Origin of the sequence: Paenibacillus sp. LjRoot153 (genome assembly GCF_964253085.1) — a bacterium.
In the GTDB taxonomy this organism is placed as follows: Bacteria; Bacillota; Bacilli; order Paenibacillales; family NBRC-103111; genus Paenibacillus_E.
Genome location: NZ_CAXUQH020000001.1, coordinates 4,192,194 through 4,208,460 on the forward strand (window position 1 = coordinate 4,192,194; position 16,267 = coordinate 4,208,460).

Below are 16,267 nucleotides of genomic sequence, written 5' to 3' on the forward strand. Positions count from 1 at the left end.
CTCCTTACTTTTCATACTCCATAAATGGATCCGGGATCTCTATTTGATAAGCCTCAGCATCGCTAACACCAACAGAAAGGACTGCTCGGCCATTGCCAGACCGTATAAGCCCACCGCTAAAAATAACATCTTCAAGATCTGGCCGTTTGCCAGGTCCTCTTGGGAAATCACTTCTTGCCGCAATAATTTTCATGGGTGTTTTCTCACAGGTCTCAGGGTTTATCGAAAAGACCATGGAATAATAATGCTTGTTTCCTACAGAATCGAAGCAGGCTATATGTCCCAGAACGCCCACATGACCATTCCCCAGTAAATGTGCTTCATTCGCACCTCCCCATTCTTCGGAGACAAATTGCTCGCTAAGAATTTCCGCATTTATGAAGGTTTGCTCATTAAGCTCCTCCAGCGAGTTGATGATTGTAAATCCAATTTGCCCTCTTCCGCCTCTTGCTCCTTGCGGTCTAGTAAATACACCTACTCTACCGTCGGCAAGCTCAATGAGACGAATATCCTTCATCGTACCGGGCCCAGATGAGAAATGACACAATGAATCTATTTGAAACCCACGATAAAATTGGGTAACCCACGACACAATCTTACTCGGATTATCGACAGCTGTAATGACTTCAACTCCGCCAACGATTAGTTCACCTTTGATGATGGTCATACATGGATCCTGCAAGTTATACGTGTGTGTATGTATTCGGGGACTCCAAACCTGATCCTTGCATGTAAAAAAGAAGACTTGAGAGAACTCGCTATCCCGTTCCTCAACTCTTCCTAAGATGACTTCCTCCCCGTCGTACTGAAACGGGGCTGTTATATTGTATACATCACGATTTCCAACCCCAGAGAAAACTAGTTTCTGCACTTTTGTTATTCTCGGATTTGCATAAAAGGTATCCAGAAGCTGTTTACAGCTCTCCATTTTAAATGAATTCCTTGTCATTGACGTCCTCCTGATAATCCATCGATGCATCTATCGTCCAATCACTTTCTACATCCATTTCGATGCCAATGAGCTGCCCAGGCTGGACATTAAAATACAGACAAAGCTTTAGCAATAAATCCCTAGGATACTGTACCATCTCATCCTTATACATACGACGAACGGAGTCAAAGTGGTAGTTAATCTCTTTAGCAAGCTTGCGTATCGATAATTTAGGATCGTGATTTTCCATGACTTCTTTTAATTTACTGCGTATGACGGACACACATACACCCCCTTCATAAATATATAGGGTATGTCATGGAGAGTCAATAATTGACAAGAAAAAATGGTCACGCTATAGTGAAAACAGGAAATAATTTGGAATTTTCTGAAAATATCATACTCCTTCCCCCAAAAGAATTAAAGATCTATCTTTAGATTCTTTTTTTTGTGTTCCAAAAATCGCGAACCAACATGGAGGCTCATTATATGAAGTATACAAGCAGCAGTCGGAATATCGTTTTTCTAGGCACTCACATCAAAGGCTTTAACAAGCCTCGTATCATTGCAATCAATAACAACGAAACTTACGACTATCAAGAGCAAGTGATGAGGGAAATTGACCAGCATCAGCTATCAGATTATATAGAAACGGCCGATTATCTTAACTCGTCAGACGTTGATCTTCTCGTTATTCAGCATGAATTCGGTATTTATGGTGGAGAAAGCGGTGAATATTTGATCCCATTCGTCGAGAGACTGACTATTCCGTATGTCGTCATTTTTCATACCGTATTAACGAAACCTTCTGCCAAGCAGCATCACATCATGAATCGAGTTGCAGAACTAAGTGTTAAAGTTGTCACCATGGCGCAGTCAACAGTAACCGATTTGATATCCATTTATAGTGTTGATGCCGCCAAAATCGCTTTCATTCACCATGGCGTACCTAATGTTCAAACCGGATCAAGAACAGAGCTTAAAGAGCAATATGGCTTTGCAGATCGAAAAATTTTATCCACCTTTGGGTTTTTAAGTCCTGGTAAAGGAATTGAATACAGCATTGAAGCGATGCGTGGAGTGGTCAAACAGCATCCGGATTCTCTCTATATCATTTGGGGGAAAACTCATCCGGTCGTTAAACAAGAAACAGGCGAGGTATATAGACAAAAGCTGATAGGTCTCGTGGAAGAATTTAATTTAACGAGAAACGTTCGCTTCGTCGACAAGCTTCTAACGCAGGATGAAGTCATTCAATCGCTGGTCATGTCTGACATTTATATGACTCCTTATTTAGGCAAGGATCAGGCCGTTAGCGGAACTTTGGCGTACGGAGTCGGTTACGGAAGGGTTATTGTCTCCACACCTTACCGCTATGCCGAGGAAATGTTGGCAGATGGCAGGGGCTTACTGGCAAACTTCCGCGATTCAGCCTCCCTGGAAGCTTGCATCCTTCAATTACTGAATGACCCTGCTAGAATAACTAAAATGGAAAATCGTACGCTCGAACTCGGAAGAACCATGCTGTGGAACGAAATTGCCAAAACCTATGCCGCCATCTTCCAAGAAAAAATAGTCGCTTCAGAATCAAAAAAAGCAAAACACTTAGGAGTGATTTAATGCAAGTACACACGATACTGCAATTTAAGTCCGATTACATGCGCAGGATAACGGATGATACAGGCATTTTTCAACATACCAAATTTGGAGTACCCGACCGGTCGAAAGGTTATACGACGGATGATAACGCGCGGGCTTTAATCGCAGCCGTTTTATTGTACAGCAGTGAAAAAGATTCCAGCACATTAGACCTTATTCATACTTATGTTTCCTTCATTCACCACGCACAGAATACAGATGGGAATTTTAGAAACTTCATGGATTATAACCGTTCATTCATGGAGGATAGCGGCTCAGAGGATTGTCAAGGACGCACACTATGGGCATTAGGATTCACTCTCGCTCATTCCTCCTTGCTCCCTGATAATGTACTTAATACTTGCCGTTATTTAATTAATCAGGTATTACCGCATATCGAGAAGCTAGGTTCCCCTCGTGCTGGAGCCTATGCGATAATCGGTTTAAGTTATTTAATTGAAACCCCTGGTGCTTTAACTTACTCCTTCCCCTATCTCCACACACCAAGCACCGCAGAAGAGAAAGCATTTCTACCAAGAGCTTGTATTATCAATTTGATCGAAAAAATAGCGGTCCGACTGCACAATCAATATGTTCACAACAAGGGAAACGATTGGAACTGGTTTGAAGACAGCCTTACCTACGGAAACTCCATGCTTCCATGGGCGCTTTTAAAAGCATCACACATCTCGGAAAACACTAGTTTGAAAGAAACAGCTAAGGAAAGTCTGGATTTTCTAGTATCCAAAACCTTTGCTAAAGAAGGTTATTATAAGCCGATTGGCAGCCATGGCTGGCAGTTGCGTGGTGAAAAAGCCGCTCTTTACGATGAACAACCGATTGAAGCCTGCGAAATGCTACTTGCTTGTAAAGAAGCCGCGATCGTGCTCCAAGACCCTGCTTATCTGAAGATAGCAGCCTTATGCTATGAATGGTATTTAGGCCATAATTCAATACAAATCTCTCTCATTGATCCTCAAACAGGAGCTTGTTACGATGGGATCCATGCCGCAGGGCTGAACCTTAATCAAGGCTCTGAGAGCATCATTTCCTTCTCCATAGCACATATGGTGATGCATCATGAATAAATTTGCTACCATCCTTGCTGGCGGTGGCGGAACCCGCTTCTGGCCGCTGTCTAGACAAGAGATTCCAAAGCAGCTTCTAAACATAAGCGGAAATGATATAATGCTAAACGATACAATCGAACGATTCAAAGGCATTATCCCTCAAGAAAATACCGTTATTGTTACAAATCTATCTCAAGCGGTTTTGCTGGAGAGCATCATGCATAGCAGTGTTTCGAAAAGCAACATTTTGATCGAGCCCGTAGCCAGAAACACGGCTGCAAGCATACTTTTCGCGGCGTTATCGATAGAAAAATCACACGGTGATTCCGTAATGGTCGTCTTGCCTTCCGATCATTATATAACCGATGAAGAACAATTTCGGCTTACGTTAGACGAAGCCTGTACGGTCGCAATGAAGACAGACAAAATCGTTACCATCGGAATTAAGCCAACATTCCCTTCAACTGGATACGGTTATATCGCATTTGAAAAAGAGCCTATCTCTTCAAATCCTGTAGCCGTATATGAAGTAGCTGAATTTGTAGAAAAACCGAACTTTCAGAAAGCACAAAGCTATCTGTCATCAGGTAATTATTTATGGAATAGCGGCATATTCATTTGGAAAACTTCCGTCATTATTGATAATTTCAAGCGTTACCTGCCTCGGCTCTATAAGACAATGCTTCCCATCAGCGAATATCTGGGCACGGATCAAGCAGAGGAAATCATTAATAACATCTATCCAACGCTTCAAAATATTTCGATTGATTACGGGATCCTTGAGCGCTCCGATGAAGTCGTTGTTCTGTCTGGTCAATTTGGCTGGAATGATATCGGCAGCTGGGATGCGCTCGGCGCGATCTTCCCTCCAGATCCATCAGGAAACATTATTAAAGCAAATCATATGGGCATAGATACACGAAATTCGATCATATACGGAAATGGCAGACTAATCACGACGATTGGCGTAGACGGCTTCATCATTGCAGATACTGGGGATGCCCTATTGATATGTCCCAAAGACAAAGCACAATCTGTTAAAGATATCGTCGACCTGCTGAAGGAAAAAGGAATGACGGAGTATATTTAGTTCTGTGTCAAAATCGAGAAGCGATATACTAACTAACAGCAGCCGCAAATTACAAAGACCATCTCCCGTCCTTTAACGGAGATGGTCTTTGCTCTATTGAATAATAAGTGGGACTACCTTGCCTTGATTCACATCGATTAAACCAAAGTCCGTAATTTTCAAAGCCGGACTTACCGGTAAGGAGTGCGTACTGATGGACATGATGGGATTATAATGTTGGTAGCCCAGCGATTCCATAGCCTTGCGGAGCTGTTCCACTTCCATGGCTACCTGCTCCAGCGGCTCTTCCGTTAAGATGCCGCCCACTGGCAGCCTGAGGTTCGCGATCACTTTGCCGTCTTCCACCACACTGAAACCGCCTTGATTGTTAATCACTTCATTAGCGGCAAGCTGCATATCGCGGGGATTGTGCCCGACAACGAGCAAGTTATGATTGTCGTGGGAGTACGTCGTCGCGATGGCTCCCCGCTTGATCGTATCGCCGCCGATCAGCCCGTAGGCGCGATTGCCATTCTTGCCGTAGCGTTCGAACGTAGCAATGAGCGCGCTGCCGCTTTCCTGCCATAGCAGCTTCCCTTGCTGAACTTCAACCTGTACGTGCTGTTCTTCTGTGAATGTAGAACCATCCTTAACCATCATCTTACGGCACGTATAAACAGCGTCAGCTTCTTCTATACTGACGACAAAATCCGTTTCCTTTAAAGGCGCCATCTGCACGCTCTGATAATAATGCGCAGGGAAAGCTGGAGGCTTGATGATTGGTGAATAAGCCTCTTCCACATCGTAAACTTTACGCCCCGCCTTGAAAACCTGCTCAATCGTTAGCTGTTCTAGATTGGAAAGCAGCAGGAAATCGCCTATCTTGCCAGGGGCGATTACCCCGCGGTCATACATCCGCATCCGCTTGGCTGGAGAAAGTGTGCTGGCATAAATAGCCTGCTCGGGCTTCATACCCATGCCGATTGCTTTGCGCACAATATGATTCAAGTGCCCGCGGCGCTGGAAGGAGTCAGCCATCACATCATCGGTAACGAAACAGTAATGCTCGGATACATCATGCTGGATTAAATAAGCCATGACTTCATCCGTCATTGATTTTTCTTGAATTTCGATGAACATGCCCGCAGCGATCCGGGCTTCCATGCCCTCAATGGACTGATGCGTATGATCCGAATCAACCCCGCTGTAAATCATCCGGTGCAGATCCAAATCCAGCAGTTTAGGCACATGCCCTTCAATAATGAGATGGGGATAGTTGGCGCGGACATGGTTGATGATTTGATTTGTTTTGCAATCGGGGTCTGTGATAACATCAACAAAATTCATAATTTCACCTAGACAGATGATCCGTTCCGTACGTAGCAGCTCGTCCAAATCGGCGATATGAATCTCGCCGCCTGTCGTTTCCATGGATGTCGCTGGAACCGAGCTTGGGATGGCGTAGAACATGTCCGCGATACAATCCTTACTTGCTTTCATAAACTGCTTGACCCCATCCAGCCCGAAGACGTTGGCAATTTCGTGAGGTTCAGGAACAATGGTTGTGACCCCATTACGAATGAGTCCGTAGGAGAACGTTTCCGGCGTCACCATCGTGCTTTCAATATGCAAATGGATATCGATAAGACCTGGAATCATGTAACGGCCGTTTCCGTCTAAACGTTCCGCGGCTTCGAAACTCTCCATCCCTCTTTTGCCAATATATAAAAATTTACCTTCCAGGATGGCTGCGTTGCCATGGATAAATGTTTTAAAGTAACTGTTATAAATCTGGACATTCTCAATCAGTACATCAATGCGCATCTGTCTTCACCTCCAAGTCCACTACTCAACGATTACTAATTTCTCACCTGGAAAATAAAGCCGAACCTCTTCCCCGTTCACGTAAGGAAGCTCCATTTCTTTATTCACGGTGAAGGAACCAAGTTCCGTTTCAATCACATACTGATAGCTTCGCCCGAGGAACGTGCTAACCTTGACGCGACCACTCACGCGGTTGGCCCCTGCATCCAGCTCATCCAGCTTTCCCATCACGACATCGTCAGGACGGATAGCTCCTTGCTTGCCTAACTGTTCGCCTTTACTCGCATGCTTGGTTACAGCGAACATATAATCTTTCACCTTGAGGGCAATCTCTTCTCTGCTTTCAAATCGTGACTCGAAGGTGATGAAATTCGTAAACCCGATAAACCGTGCCACGAACTCCGTTTTAGGATATTTGAATATCGTCGCCGGAGCACCTAACTGCTCAATAATACCTTTGTTCATGATCGCTACTTTATCAGAGATCGAGAAGCACTCTTCCTGATCATGAGACACATACACCGTTGTGATGCCCAGCTCCTGTTGGATACGGCGAATCTCCACGCGCATGTTGACGCGCAGATTCGCGTCGAGATTACTCAGCGGCTCGTCAAAGAGCAGCAGTTCCGGCTCGATGACGAGCGCCCGCGCGATCGCGACTCGCTGTCTTTGACCGCCCGATAGCTCCTTCGGGTAACGTTTCTCGAAACCGGACAAGCTGACGACATCGAGAATGTGACGCACGCGGCGATCTAGCTCCGCCCCACCCACTTTGCGCAAGCGCAGGCCGAAAGCCACATTATCGTAAATTGACAAATGCGGGAATAACGCATAGCTCTGGAAAACGAAGCCAAAATTGCGTTTATTCACAGGAACACGCGTATAATCTTTTCCATTCAATGAGAAAGTGCCTGATTTCGCCTCGATGAATCCTGCGATAAGCCGTAAGGTCGTCGTTTTCCCGCATCCGCTAGGACCAAGCAGCGAGATCAGGCTTCCTTTTTCAACACTCAGGTTGAAATCCTGCAGAATATAGTGCTGGTCGTAGGCAACCGAAATTTTTTCCAGTGATAGCAATGCCATGGATACAAGCCTCCGTTATCGTTTGGTGAAATAGGATAAACCCATCAACCGTTCAATGATGAACATAAGTACAGCTGTGAACAGCATCAGCAGCACAGAAATAGCAGCAATTGTCGGATCAAAATGATTCTCCACATAAGTCAGCATCTGAATAGGCAGTGTACTGACCCCAGGCCCCGTCATAAAGACCGAAATGTCCACATTATTAAAAGATTCCAAGAATGCAATCAAAATTGCCGCAATAATCCCGGATTTGATATTTGGCAGAACGACTTTAAAGAAGGTCTTCAAGTGGCTGCTGCCCAAGCTTAACGCAGCTTCTTCAATCGCAAAATCGAAATTCGATAAGCTTGAAGCAATTACGCGAATGATAAAGGGCAGCATGATGACTGTATGTCCAACCAGCAGCGCCGCATATATCGGTAGGTGGTACACCACGATCAGGTACTTGAGCATCGTAAAACCAAGCACAATACCAGGAATTAGCACAGGTGAAATAAAGATCGCATTGAGCGCTTCCTTCCCTTTGAACGTAAACCGACTTAATGCGTAAGCGGCAGGAATACCCAGCAGCAGCGCAAATAAATTACCGAGCAGCGATACGATGATGGAAGTGCTGAACGTCGACATGAACATCTTGACATCCAGGATGTTGCGGTACCATTTTAATGAGAAACCTGTTGGCGGGAATTTCAAGATACTCCCTGGCTCAAATGATGCAAATGCAATAATAATGAGTGGCCCGAGCAAAAATAGATAGACAAGAAGCGTAAATACAGCAAGCCCTCGGTTCTTCTCCCGCATATTTCTACCCCTTCGGATTTAATTTAACAGCCAGTTTATTCATCATAGCGATGACCACAAAAGTAATTACGATCATAATTACCGCAATAACGGAGGCAAGGTACCAATCATTCAGCGTAATCGCGTTCTGATATAAGAATGTGGAGATAACCCGCTGCTTGCCTCCAAGCAAAGCTGGTGTTGTATAAGCCGTCAGACTGCCCACGAAGACTAGAATACTTCCTATGATTAATCCGGGTACGCTAAGCGGCACGATGACCTTAACGAAAGCCGTGAAGCGACCCGCTCCCAAGCTTTCTGCCGCTTTTAGCAGATCCGGATCTATATTCTCAAGAACACCGACCAAGGTAATAATAATGAGAGGCAGGAATAAATGGACCAGACCGATCATCATCGCAGCAGGCGTGTACAAGATATCGAGTGGCTCTTTGATCAAGCCGATGGCGATCAGCGCGTTATTCAGCAGCCCCTTTTTACCCAAAATAATCATCCAACTGAATGACCTTACAACAGAGCTGGTGAGCAGCGGAAAAATCGCTAACGCAAGCAGAATCGCTTTCTGCCTTGGGCTTTGCTTGGATATGAAATAGGCAACTGGGAAGCCCACCAAGATGCATAACAAGGTTGTGACCACACTAACACGCAGGGTCGTCCATAAAATTTTCAGAAAATAGGGATCCTTGAAGAAGCTCCAGTAACCGGCTAATGTGAAGCTGCCTTTATTGAAAAAGGTTGAACCTATCGTAAGAAGGATCGGAACCACCATGAAAACCATCAGGAACAGTAATCCCGGCAGCAATAGTAAATATAAATACGTTTTTTTCATGTAGCTTTACTCCTGTTCCTGGGTTCGCTAGGCGCGCAGTGCGCGGATAAATTGGTCGAGAAAGGCGTCGGCGGACACTTCCATACACACATGGACATTAGCAGGCTTGGCTAATCGGTTCTGGAAATCACAGACCGTTTGCCCGTCGCACAGCTCACTTCGGGTTTCTACATCTACGTAATAATGGCGAGTGGTAACCAGCTCTCTATTCAGCGCCACCCCGACAGCAAGCGGATCATGAAGGGCGCAAGCCCGCACACCGTTGCGTTCTTGATAGCGCTGCATGTAATCTGCTGTGCTTTCTTTGACATAGCGGCCAATCGGCGTATCTCCGAGCGAGCGGATATGTTCTTCAGTTAGCAGCGCCTTCCGGGTCACATCCAAGCCAACGAGCGTTAAGGCCGGGAATCCCGCATGCAGCACGATCTTCGCTGCTTCTGGATCGACATACATGTTATACTCCGCTGTCGGCGTCACATTCCCGAAACCTTGGACAACACCGCCCATTACAACCACTTCGCGGACCTGATGAATCAAGTCCGGGTATTTCATAACGGCCATGGCCAGATTCGTCAGCGGCCCGGTCATAATAAGTGTCACTTCACCTACGTGCTGTTTCACTTGCTCGATGATGAAATCGACCGCATGTCCCTCAACCGCGTACATGTGAACCTGCATATCGCTTAAAGCTCCGCCAAGTCCGTCCTTGCCGTGAACGCGATGCTCAAAATAAGTCGTGCGCAGCAGAGGCTTATTCGCCCCTTTAATAACCGGAATCTGCTGTTCCATTCCCAGCAGCTGCAGAACTTTGCAGGTATTCAAGGTGGCTTGGTCAAGTGACACATTGCCGTTCACCGTAGTGATACCTAGTATTTCCATCTCCCCGCTGCCAACAGCAAGCAAAATGCCCAGTGCATCATCTATGCCAGTATCAACATCAAGGATGACTTTCTTTGTCATGATTAACCCTCTCCCATTTCATACAGACAAGGGTATATCCACAATCATATACCCTTGTTTAATCTTCAACTATTGAGTGACTTCTTTATTCCAGCGGTCAATCCAACCTTTAAGATTTTGATTCACGAATTTCATGTCCAATTTGCGAAGCTTGCTTACGACTTCTGTTCCATAAGTAATACCCTGCGCTTCATCGGCCGAGAGCTCCAGTTTCGTATTGACAGGGGAATCGATTTTCGCTTTCGCTGATTTTTCTTGTACTTGTTTGCTCAAATGCCAGTTGATAAAATCTTCAGCCAACTGCTTATTTTTACTTCCTTTGATCACGTTAACCGTATTCATGACAGCGTATGCCCCTTCAGTCGGGGAAACAAACTTGGTTTCCGGCACAGCCGTTTTCAAATCCTTTACATACATCTCCATGATTGGCCCAGCTGCAATTTCCCCTTGCGCGAACATGTTCACGAATTCGGAAGTTTGACCGTAGTATTTGACGACGCCTTTATTTAGTTCTTTCACCTTGGCGAAAGCTTGATCCGCATTGAACGTTGTGTTGCCTGCAACGACCGATGCCGCATCAAGGATCATTGGACCTGTTGTCGACGTGATGTTTGGCAATGTCAGTTTCTTCGCAAGCTCAGGACTCCATAAGTCGCTCCATGACTTGATTTCTTTACTTGTCGCCTTCGGATTATAGGCGATTCCCAACCGGCCAATCGTATAGGCAGGACCATAGTCTTCGCCAAGCGGAGCCTTTGCCAAATCGTAGATGTCTTTCAAATTCGGAATACGGCTGCGATCAATCTTATCAAAAAGTCCAGCTTCAATACCTTGCTGCGCATAGTAATCAGATAAATAGATGAGATCCACTTTGGAACTGCTGCCTTGCTTCACTTTGTTTAGACGTTCGGAGTTGTTGCCAATCTCCAGAACGATCTTGACGTTATGCTCTTTCTCAAATGGCGCGTAAACTTCTTTCTTGAAGAATTCATCCGAGAAGCCCCATGTAGAAATGACTAATTCGGTAGGCGCTCCTTTGGCTGTTGCCGTAGGTGCCGTTGAAGCTGGACTTGCGCTTGCAGTCCCCTGATCCTTGGACGGCGCTGCGCCGCATCCTGATAGTGCCAGTCCCACCACGGACAACGAAATAAGGCTTTTAAGCATTCTTTTTTTCATCATTAATAACCTCCCAAGTTTGTTTATCTATATTTTGAAGCGTCAAACCCTTGTCAATTTTTACTAGTATGCTACCTTCGACCTCATATCTATGCGTAAAAGCTATAATAAACAGAAAAGTGCCCTTGATAGAAGAAATCTTCTAATCAAGAGCACTTTTCATCGTAAACAATGTAAAGAGACATCTACAGATATACATGCGGTTTCCACTTAAGATAGATCAAAAGTGAAACACCGTGGTCTGAGCTATTCGGTTTGTTTAAGAATGATGTTCGTAATTGCCCATTGCGTTGGCGGATCATAATCTCTTAGTACCGCATCCATCGATAATCCCATCTCTTGTTCCAACTTCTCGCGGATTCTTTTCTTATATATCGAAGACATATAGAAATCCACTTCGTGTTTCAAAGTCGGCGCCTCTCCTTCGAGCGCGGTTGAACGGGGTGAACGACGATGCTTTGCATGAAAAGTAATGATATTCTGATCCAGCGATACCTTGAGCAAAGTGGTTCCAAAGCCGAACAATTCTTTAGAAATCTCGTTATATAGGTGACACAGCTTCTTCTTGTATTCATTAGAATCTGATTGGGACATTGAAATCACCTTCAAGAACGATTATTGACTTCTACGCTTTCAAATCTATCTTAATAATACATAGGATTCCTGAATTAATCAAGCCAATCGTTCGTCTTTTTCTCTATATTGACCTGTGATTAAGACCACCTCACTTAGAAACATGCCGATTTCCCGAAAATATCTCTCATGCTTTGTAAGAATCCACAGAGGTCAATTATTGTCTGCACAATAATTTTTCTTTAATTTGTTTAATAGTCCATCCTTCTTCTTCTTTCATTACACGAATTTCCTCAAGTCGCTTTAGTGCTAATTCACGTGGGTATCTTCTTTTCAGTCTTATATCCTCTTGCTCAAATGAGATCATATCCTCTTCCGTGTAATATTTAATGGTACTGTATCGAACGCCAGAAAGTTCAACCAACTCACTGATACTCACATACTCTGATGATAAAATTTTATCTAAACTTCTTTTTCTCCCCATATTTTTCTCCCCTATATTTCTGCAATAATTGAAGCTATAAACCAGAATCAATATTTTGGATAGCTATTTCAACCGTTCTAATTTTTTTATAAATGTCCTCTTTACACAATATCTCTAGTTTTTGCTTTAACGTTTTTTGTTCATAATCAGAAAAATAATCGTTTAGCATATTTTTAATGTTTAAAAATAACACCAAGGCTAATGTATGTTCTTCTACATTCCCATGTTCTAATAACTCAGCTCGAATTTTCTCCACGATGTGGTTACGTGTATTGGCTACATCCGTATATTTTTTTACTGGAACAATGAATAAAACTTCCGTATCTTCAATCTCTAGAACTCCTTTATCTACAAGGCTTTCTACAACCATTTTATAAATTTCTTTTCGTTTAAAGTAGTAAAAGTAAGAAACCCACTGCTTTAGCTTCTTTGGTTTCTCAGCATTCATAATTTCGAGTAATCGGTCTAAATATTTTTCACCTGTGGATGCTGAGTTAGTAATTCTGACAGTATCATCGTCTTCAAATGTAACGTTGCCATTAATAGAAAGTTCAATTATACAAGCCATTACTGTATACAAGGCAACATGCATACGAAAAATAGACTTTAGTTTATTGGTTTCACGATCTAATGCAAGTAAGACAAACTCTTGAGGAATTGATAAATTTTTTAACATGGCAGTATCATCCTTTCGAGGACTTTTTTACTTACTACTTACTACTTACTACTTATTACTTATTACTTACGATATTGTACTGAATATATAAAGTCAAAGGTTTTGTTAACCATTTTTTCGATTTGTAAATACGCAAAAAAAGCAACCTCTCTTTCTGGACGGTTGCTTTCATGTTTGTATGAGCTAACGTTCCTCGTTTAACAACAACTTTCCACATTCCCTCTGTTCTTCATTAATGAACCCATTTCAACCGCAATGGGACTGGACGCAGGTGAACAGCATACTTCATTCTCATTCATTTCCTCAATCGGAGTACAACATAGAGAAATGTCTCGTGATTCAGCGGCGCTTTCGAATACTGAGTCTTGTTTCGTATAAAAAATCTCCCAGGCATTTCCATCAGGGTCATATACCCAGACTTTATCCTGAACTGCATAACAGCAAGTTGTGTTCATTTCATCAATTAGAAGGAGTCCAGCATGGCGGAGGCGATCACCTATTGCTAGTACGTCTTCAGTGCCATTCACTTGGAATCCTAGATGATTAAGTACTCCCTTTTTTTCAAATGGGCGAACGTTTAATGAAAAATGTAGCGCTGGTTCAATCAGCTCAAACTTGGCATAATTTTCTTTCACTTTGGTAGGATCTTCTCCGAAAAAAGCTTTATAAAAATCGAGTGATTTTTGGAGGTCACTGCAGTTTACCGCTACATGCATTCTTTTAATCATGTCATCTACCTTCTTTCACAAATTGCTCAATACGGTTTTTAATCGAATCCCTGACCTCACAAAATTTGGCCATAATTTCTATTTCTGTCCCAGTTGCTTTCGCTGGATCATCAAAACCCCAGTGCCAACGCTCTGCTTTATCGTTACGTACGACAGGACAGTTATCGTTTGCATGACCGCACAGAGTAATGATGTAATCAGCTTTTTGTAGGATTTCAGGATCGATTACATCCGAGGTGTGCTCAGAAATGTCGACGGCAGCCTCTTTCATTACAACCACGGCGCGGGGATTAAGTCCATGTGCTTCCAAACCAGCACTTTTGACCTCATATTTATCACTACCTAACGTTCTTAGAAATCCATCTGCCATTTGGCTTCTGCAAGAGTTACCTGTACAAAGAAAATATACGAGTTTCTTATCCATTTTTCTTAATCTCCTTTTTCATCTAAAAGTTTATATGTCAGTGTGGCAGTTATAGCTCCAAGGATGGATGCCACTAGATATAACCATAAATGCTGCGTCGCACCCGAAACGATTGCGGGTCCAAACGATCGCGCTGGGTTCATGGAAGCGCCGCTTATAGGGCCTGCAAACATTGCCATGAGTCCAACTGTTCCCCCGATTGCGATTCCTGCAAAGCTTTTAATGGCTTTACCATGTACGGCAGATCCTAAAATGACTAACATCAGGACAAACGTTAATATAAATTCAAGAATAAATGATTGCCCTTCCGTTGAAATTGGAATAGTTGCACCTAAATCTGCAATATTCCCAAATAGTAAGTGTAGCGTGCAACTCGCGGCAGTCGCAGCGACAAACTGTATAACGATATAGTAAAGGCTTTCTCTTGAAGTCATGTCACCTCGCACCCAAAAGCCGATGGTAACCGCAGGATTGAAATGTGCACCGGAAATATGTCCAAAAGTATAGATGAGAGCCATAACAACGAGCCCGAAGGTTAGAGCAACACCCACATGCGTAATATTTTTGGTGATTTCGTCAATTATCATCGCGCCTGGGCCAGCAAAGACCAAAAAATAAGTACCAATAAATTCAGCAATCAACCTCTTCTTCATTGTTTCTCCTTTAGTGTTAATCAAAAAAAATTGATTTATAGATCAAAAAAAATTTAGCAACAATCTTTGCCGTCATTCCGAGCAGGTTTAAAAATACAGCACAATTGCTCAGAAAGGATTCGACTTACTTCAGTTTGATTTATTTCGTAGTAACTCCAAGTACCGCGTGTTTCCTTTGTAATCATCCCTGCATCCAACAGAATTTTCAAATGATAAGATAGTTTGGATTGAGGCATATCTACAATTTCAGTAAGATCACACACACAGGTGTTACCGCGCTGAGTAAGTTCATACATGATTTGTAAACGCTTCTCATCGGCAAGTGCTTTGAATTTTGATTCATATTCTTTTAAGGATACAATTGGCTCATTTACTGATGTAATCGGTATTTCTTTGATCATTGTCTACACCTTCTTTAGATATTAGCAGCAGCTGCAACATGCTGTTTGAGTTTGTTTACGAGTACTGTTAGTCAAAGCTTTAAGTCCAGAAATAGCATCTTTCAGCATTTGGCGATGTTTTCTCTCATGGCTTATTTGCCATGCTGTGACGGCAGCTTTTTCAATTTCTGATTTGCGTTGAAGCATCTGGCTCTCAATTGAATAATAATTCATATTCATTTTAACACCCCCATAATAATTAATCAATTTTTTTTGATTTAACTTAATGATTTCAATTTACCATCTTTTTCTTAAAAGGTCAATTGTTTAATCAAAAAAAATTGATTTATCAATGGCGTCATAACTAATCTAATTTTCCCGTTAACTGAGAAAAGCTGCCGATCCTTTGCTGTCGGCAGCCAACTCTTGATGCAGATAAGTAGGTTTAGAGGTAACAGCAATTCAGGCGTCACCCTTCATGCTACGGAGATCCTTTCCCCCCGAATACACCCCCGACCAGAGATACGCGAACAATGACTTTAGATTGGTCAATTCCAAAAAAAAGCTGAAAAAATCGTTTCATCGTAAAAGGGTCCTGTGTCGACGTCTCAATTTCTACCGTACCGTCTGGCTTTGCTTCTACAATGGCGCAGCGCGGTTCCATCGCGCAATGGTCCGACGTATTGAAAGCGTAACTGCCTTCAACCGTCACTTCGCTCAATGCCCAGCCGGCTTGCATGTCACCTTTTCGTATTTTTAAGTGATTTCCGATATTGGTCCCCGGTACAGGATAAACCTCATTCGTCTTTTGATAGCTTGCCAAATTCTCATGAATTAACGGTGCTCCGGTCCGCAGCGCGCTGCTAGGCGAATTAACGACAGGGAGCGGCTCGAAGCCAGTTCGAATTAGCCTTGCTGCTTCCTTGGCAATATGCTCGTCATCCGCTACAACAACGGCATAGGGTTCG

Annotated in this window: 20 protein-coding genes; 3 read left to right on the forward strand and 17 right to left on the reverse strand. The window is 43.4% G+C overall.

Translation table 11 applies throughout. The features are described 5' to 3' along the window. Window positions 1-4: 4 nt before the first annotated feature. Together ACSQ8P_RS17970 and ACSQ8P_RS17975 are read right to left on the reverse strand one after the other, a co-directional pair. On the reverse strand, window positions 5-949 hold the full coding sequence (locus ACSQ8P_RS17970; protein WP_436236412.1) for a DUF1861 family protein: 945 nt from the start codon (window positions 947-949) through the stop codon (window positions 5-7). Next, window positions 930-1,214, reverse strand: a complete 285-nt coding sequence (locus tag ACSQ8P_RS17975) for a helix-turn-helix domain-containing protein (protein ID WP_436236413.1) — start codon at window positions 1,212-1,214, stop codon at window positions 930-932. The genes ACSQ8P_RS17970 and ACSQ8P_RS17975 overlap by 20 nt, the downstream gene beginning before the upstream one ends. Window positions 1,215-1,420: 206 nt before the next feature. On the opposite strand from ACSQ8P_RS17975, the gene ACSQ8P_RS17980 reads away from it, so the two are divergent. From ACSQ8P_RS17980 to ACSQ8P_RS17990, 3 genes are read left to right on the forward strand one after another with little or no spacing between them, the layout of a single operon-like run. Further along, window positions 1,421-2,551, forward strand: coding sequence for a glycosyltransferase family 4 protein (locus ACSQ8P_RS17980; protein WP_436236414.1), 1,131 nt, complete (start codon window positions 1,421-1,423; stop codon window positions 2,549-2,551). Beyond that, window positions 2,551-3,657 carry a glycosyltransferase gene (locus ACSQ8P_RS17985; protein ID WP_436236415.1) on the forward strand — a complete coding sequence of 369 codons (1,107 nt, stop codon included), beginning with the start codon at window positions 2,551-2,553 and terminating at the stop codon, window positions 3,655-3,657. The genes ACSQ8P_RS17980 and ACSQ8P_RS17985 overlap by 1 nt, the downstream gene beginning before the upstream one ends. Beyond that, window positions 3,650-4,729: a mannose-1-phosphate guanylyltransferase gene (locus tag ACSQ8P_RS17990; protein ID WP_436236416.1), complete on the forward strand. Its 1,080-nt coding sequence runs from the start codon at window positions 3,650-3,652 to the stop codon at window positions 4,727-4,729. Before ACSQ8P_RS17985 ends, ACSQ8P_RS17990 begins: the two co-directional genes overlap by 8 nt. Before the next feature lie 93 nt (window positions 4,730-4,822). Here ACSQ8P_RS17990 and ACSQ8P_RS17995 read toward each other — a convergent pair whose 3' ends face one another. The 15 genes from ACSQ8P_RS17995 to ACSQ8P_RS18065 form a co-directional block, all read right to left on the reverse strand. Next, window positions 4,823-6,532 (reverse strand): adenine deaminase C-terminal domain-containing protein, encoded by a 1,710-nt coding sequence (locus ACSQ8P_RS17995; protein ID WP_436236417.1) that lies wholly within the window; start codon window positions 6,530-6,532, stop codon window positions 4,823-4,825. A gap of 21 nt (window positions 6,533-6,553) precedes the next feature. Next, window positions 6,554-7,615: an ABC transporter ATP-binding protein gene (locus ACSQ8P_RS18000; protein ID WP_436236418.1), complete on the reverse strand. Its 1,062-nt coding sequence runs from the start codon at window positions 7,613-7,615 to the stop codon at window positions 6,554-6,556. Between the two features lie 15 nt (window positions 7,616-7,630). Continuing rightward, entirely contained in the window at window positions 7,631-8,419 is a 789-nt protein-coding gene (locus ACSQ8P_RS18005; protein WP_436236419.1) for an ABC transporter permease, read from the reverse strand. Window positions 8,420-8,423: 4 nt separating this feature from the next. Beyond that, window positions 8,424-9,245, reverse strand: coding sequence for an ABC transporter permease (locus tag ACSQ8P_RS18010; protein WP_436236420.1), 822 nt, complete (start codon window positions 9,243-9,245; stop codon window positions 8,424-8,426). 27 nt (window positions 9,246-9,272) lie between these two features. Then, window positions 9,273-10,205 (reverse strand): nucleoside hydrolase, encoded by a 933-nt coding sequence (locus ACSQ8P_RS18015; RefSeq protein ID WP_436236421.1) that lies wholly within the window; start codon window positions 10,203-10,205, stop codon window positions 9,273-9,275. A gap of 69 nt (window positions 10,206-10,274) precedes the next feature. After that, complete coding sequence (locus ACSQ8P_RS18020) at window positions 10,275-11,384, reverse strand: extracellular solute-binding protein (protein ID WP_436236422.1); 1,110 nt, start codon at window positions 11,382-11,384, stop codon at window positions 10,275-10,277. Window positions 11,385-11,627: 243 nt separating this feature from the next. Further along, window positions 11,628-11,975: a hypothetical protein gene (locus ACSQ8P_RS18025; protein ID WP_056619026.1), complete on the reverse strand. Its 348-nt coding sequence runs from the start codon at window positions 11,973-11,975 to the stop codon at window positions 11,628-11,630. A gap of 196 nt (window positions 11,976-12,171) precedes the next feature. Then, window positions 12,172-12,438: a MerR family transcriptional regulator gene (locus ACSQ8P_RS18030; protein ID WP_436236423.1), complete on the reverse strand. Its 267-nt coding sequence runs from the start codon at window positions 12,436-12,438 to the stop codon at window positions 12,172-12,174. A gap of 34 nt (window positions 12,439-12,472) precedes the next feature. After that, the gene (locus ACSQ8P_RS18035) at window positions 12,473-13,114 is read right to left on the reverse strand and encodes a GOLPH3/VPS74 family protein (protein WP_436236424.1); all 642 of its coding nucleotides are present in this window, start codon (window positions 13,112-13,114) and stop codon (window positions 12,473-12,475) included. A gap of 197 nt (window positions 13,115-13,311) precedes the next feature. Continuing rightward, window positions 13,312-13,839 (reverse strand): ArsI/CadI family heavy metal resistance metalloenzyme, encoded by a 528-nt coding sequence (locus ACSQ8P_RS18040; protein WP_436239546.1) that lies wholly within the window; start codon window positions 13,837-13,839, stop codon window positions 13,312-13,314. Between the two features lie 4 nt (window positions 13,840-13,843). After that, entirely contained in the window at window positions 13,844-14,266 is a 423-nt protein-coding gene (gene arsC / locus ACSQ8P_RS18045; protein ID WP_436236425.1) for an arsenate reductase (thioredoxin), read from the reverse strand. 5 nt (window positions 14,267-14,271) lie between these two features. Continuing rightward, window positions 14,272-14,919, reverse strand: coding sequence for an MIP/aquaporin family protein (locus tag ACSQ8P_RS18050; RefSeq protein ID WP_436236426.1), 648 nt, complete (start codon window positions 14,917-14,919; stop codon window positions 14,272-14,274). Between the two features lie 53 nt (window positions 14,920-14,972). Continuing rightward, a complete protein-coding gene (locus ACSQ8P_RS18055) occupies window positions 14,973-15,320 on the reverse strand; it encodes an ArsR/SmtB family transcription factor (RefSeq protein ID WP_436236427.1) in 348 nt (115 codons plus the stop codon). Between the two features lie 21 nt (window positions 15,321-15,341). Next, on the reverse strand, window positions 15,342-15,539 hold the full coding sequence (locus ACSQ8P_RS18060; protein ID WP_436236428.1) for a hypothetical protein: 198 nt from the start codon (window positions 15,537-15,539) through the stop codon (window positions 15,342-15,344). A 241-nt stretch (window positions 15,540-15,780) separates the two neighbouring features. Next, window positions 15,781-16,122, reverse strand: a complete 342-nt coding sequence (locus ACSQ8P_RS18065) for a molybdopterin cofactor-binding domain-containing protein (RefSeq protein WP_436236429.1) — start codon at window positions 16,120-16,122, stop codon at window positions 15,781-15,783. Between the last annotated feature and the right edge of the window lie 145 nt (window positions 16,123-16,267).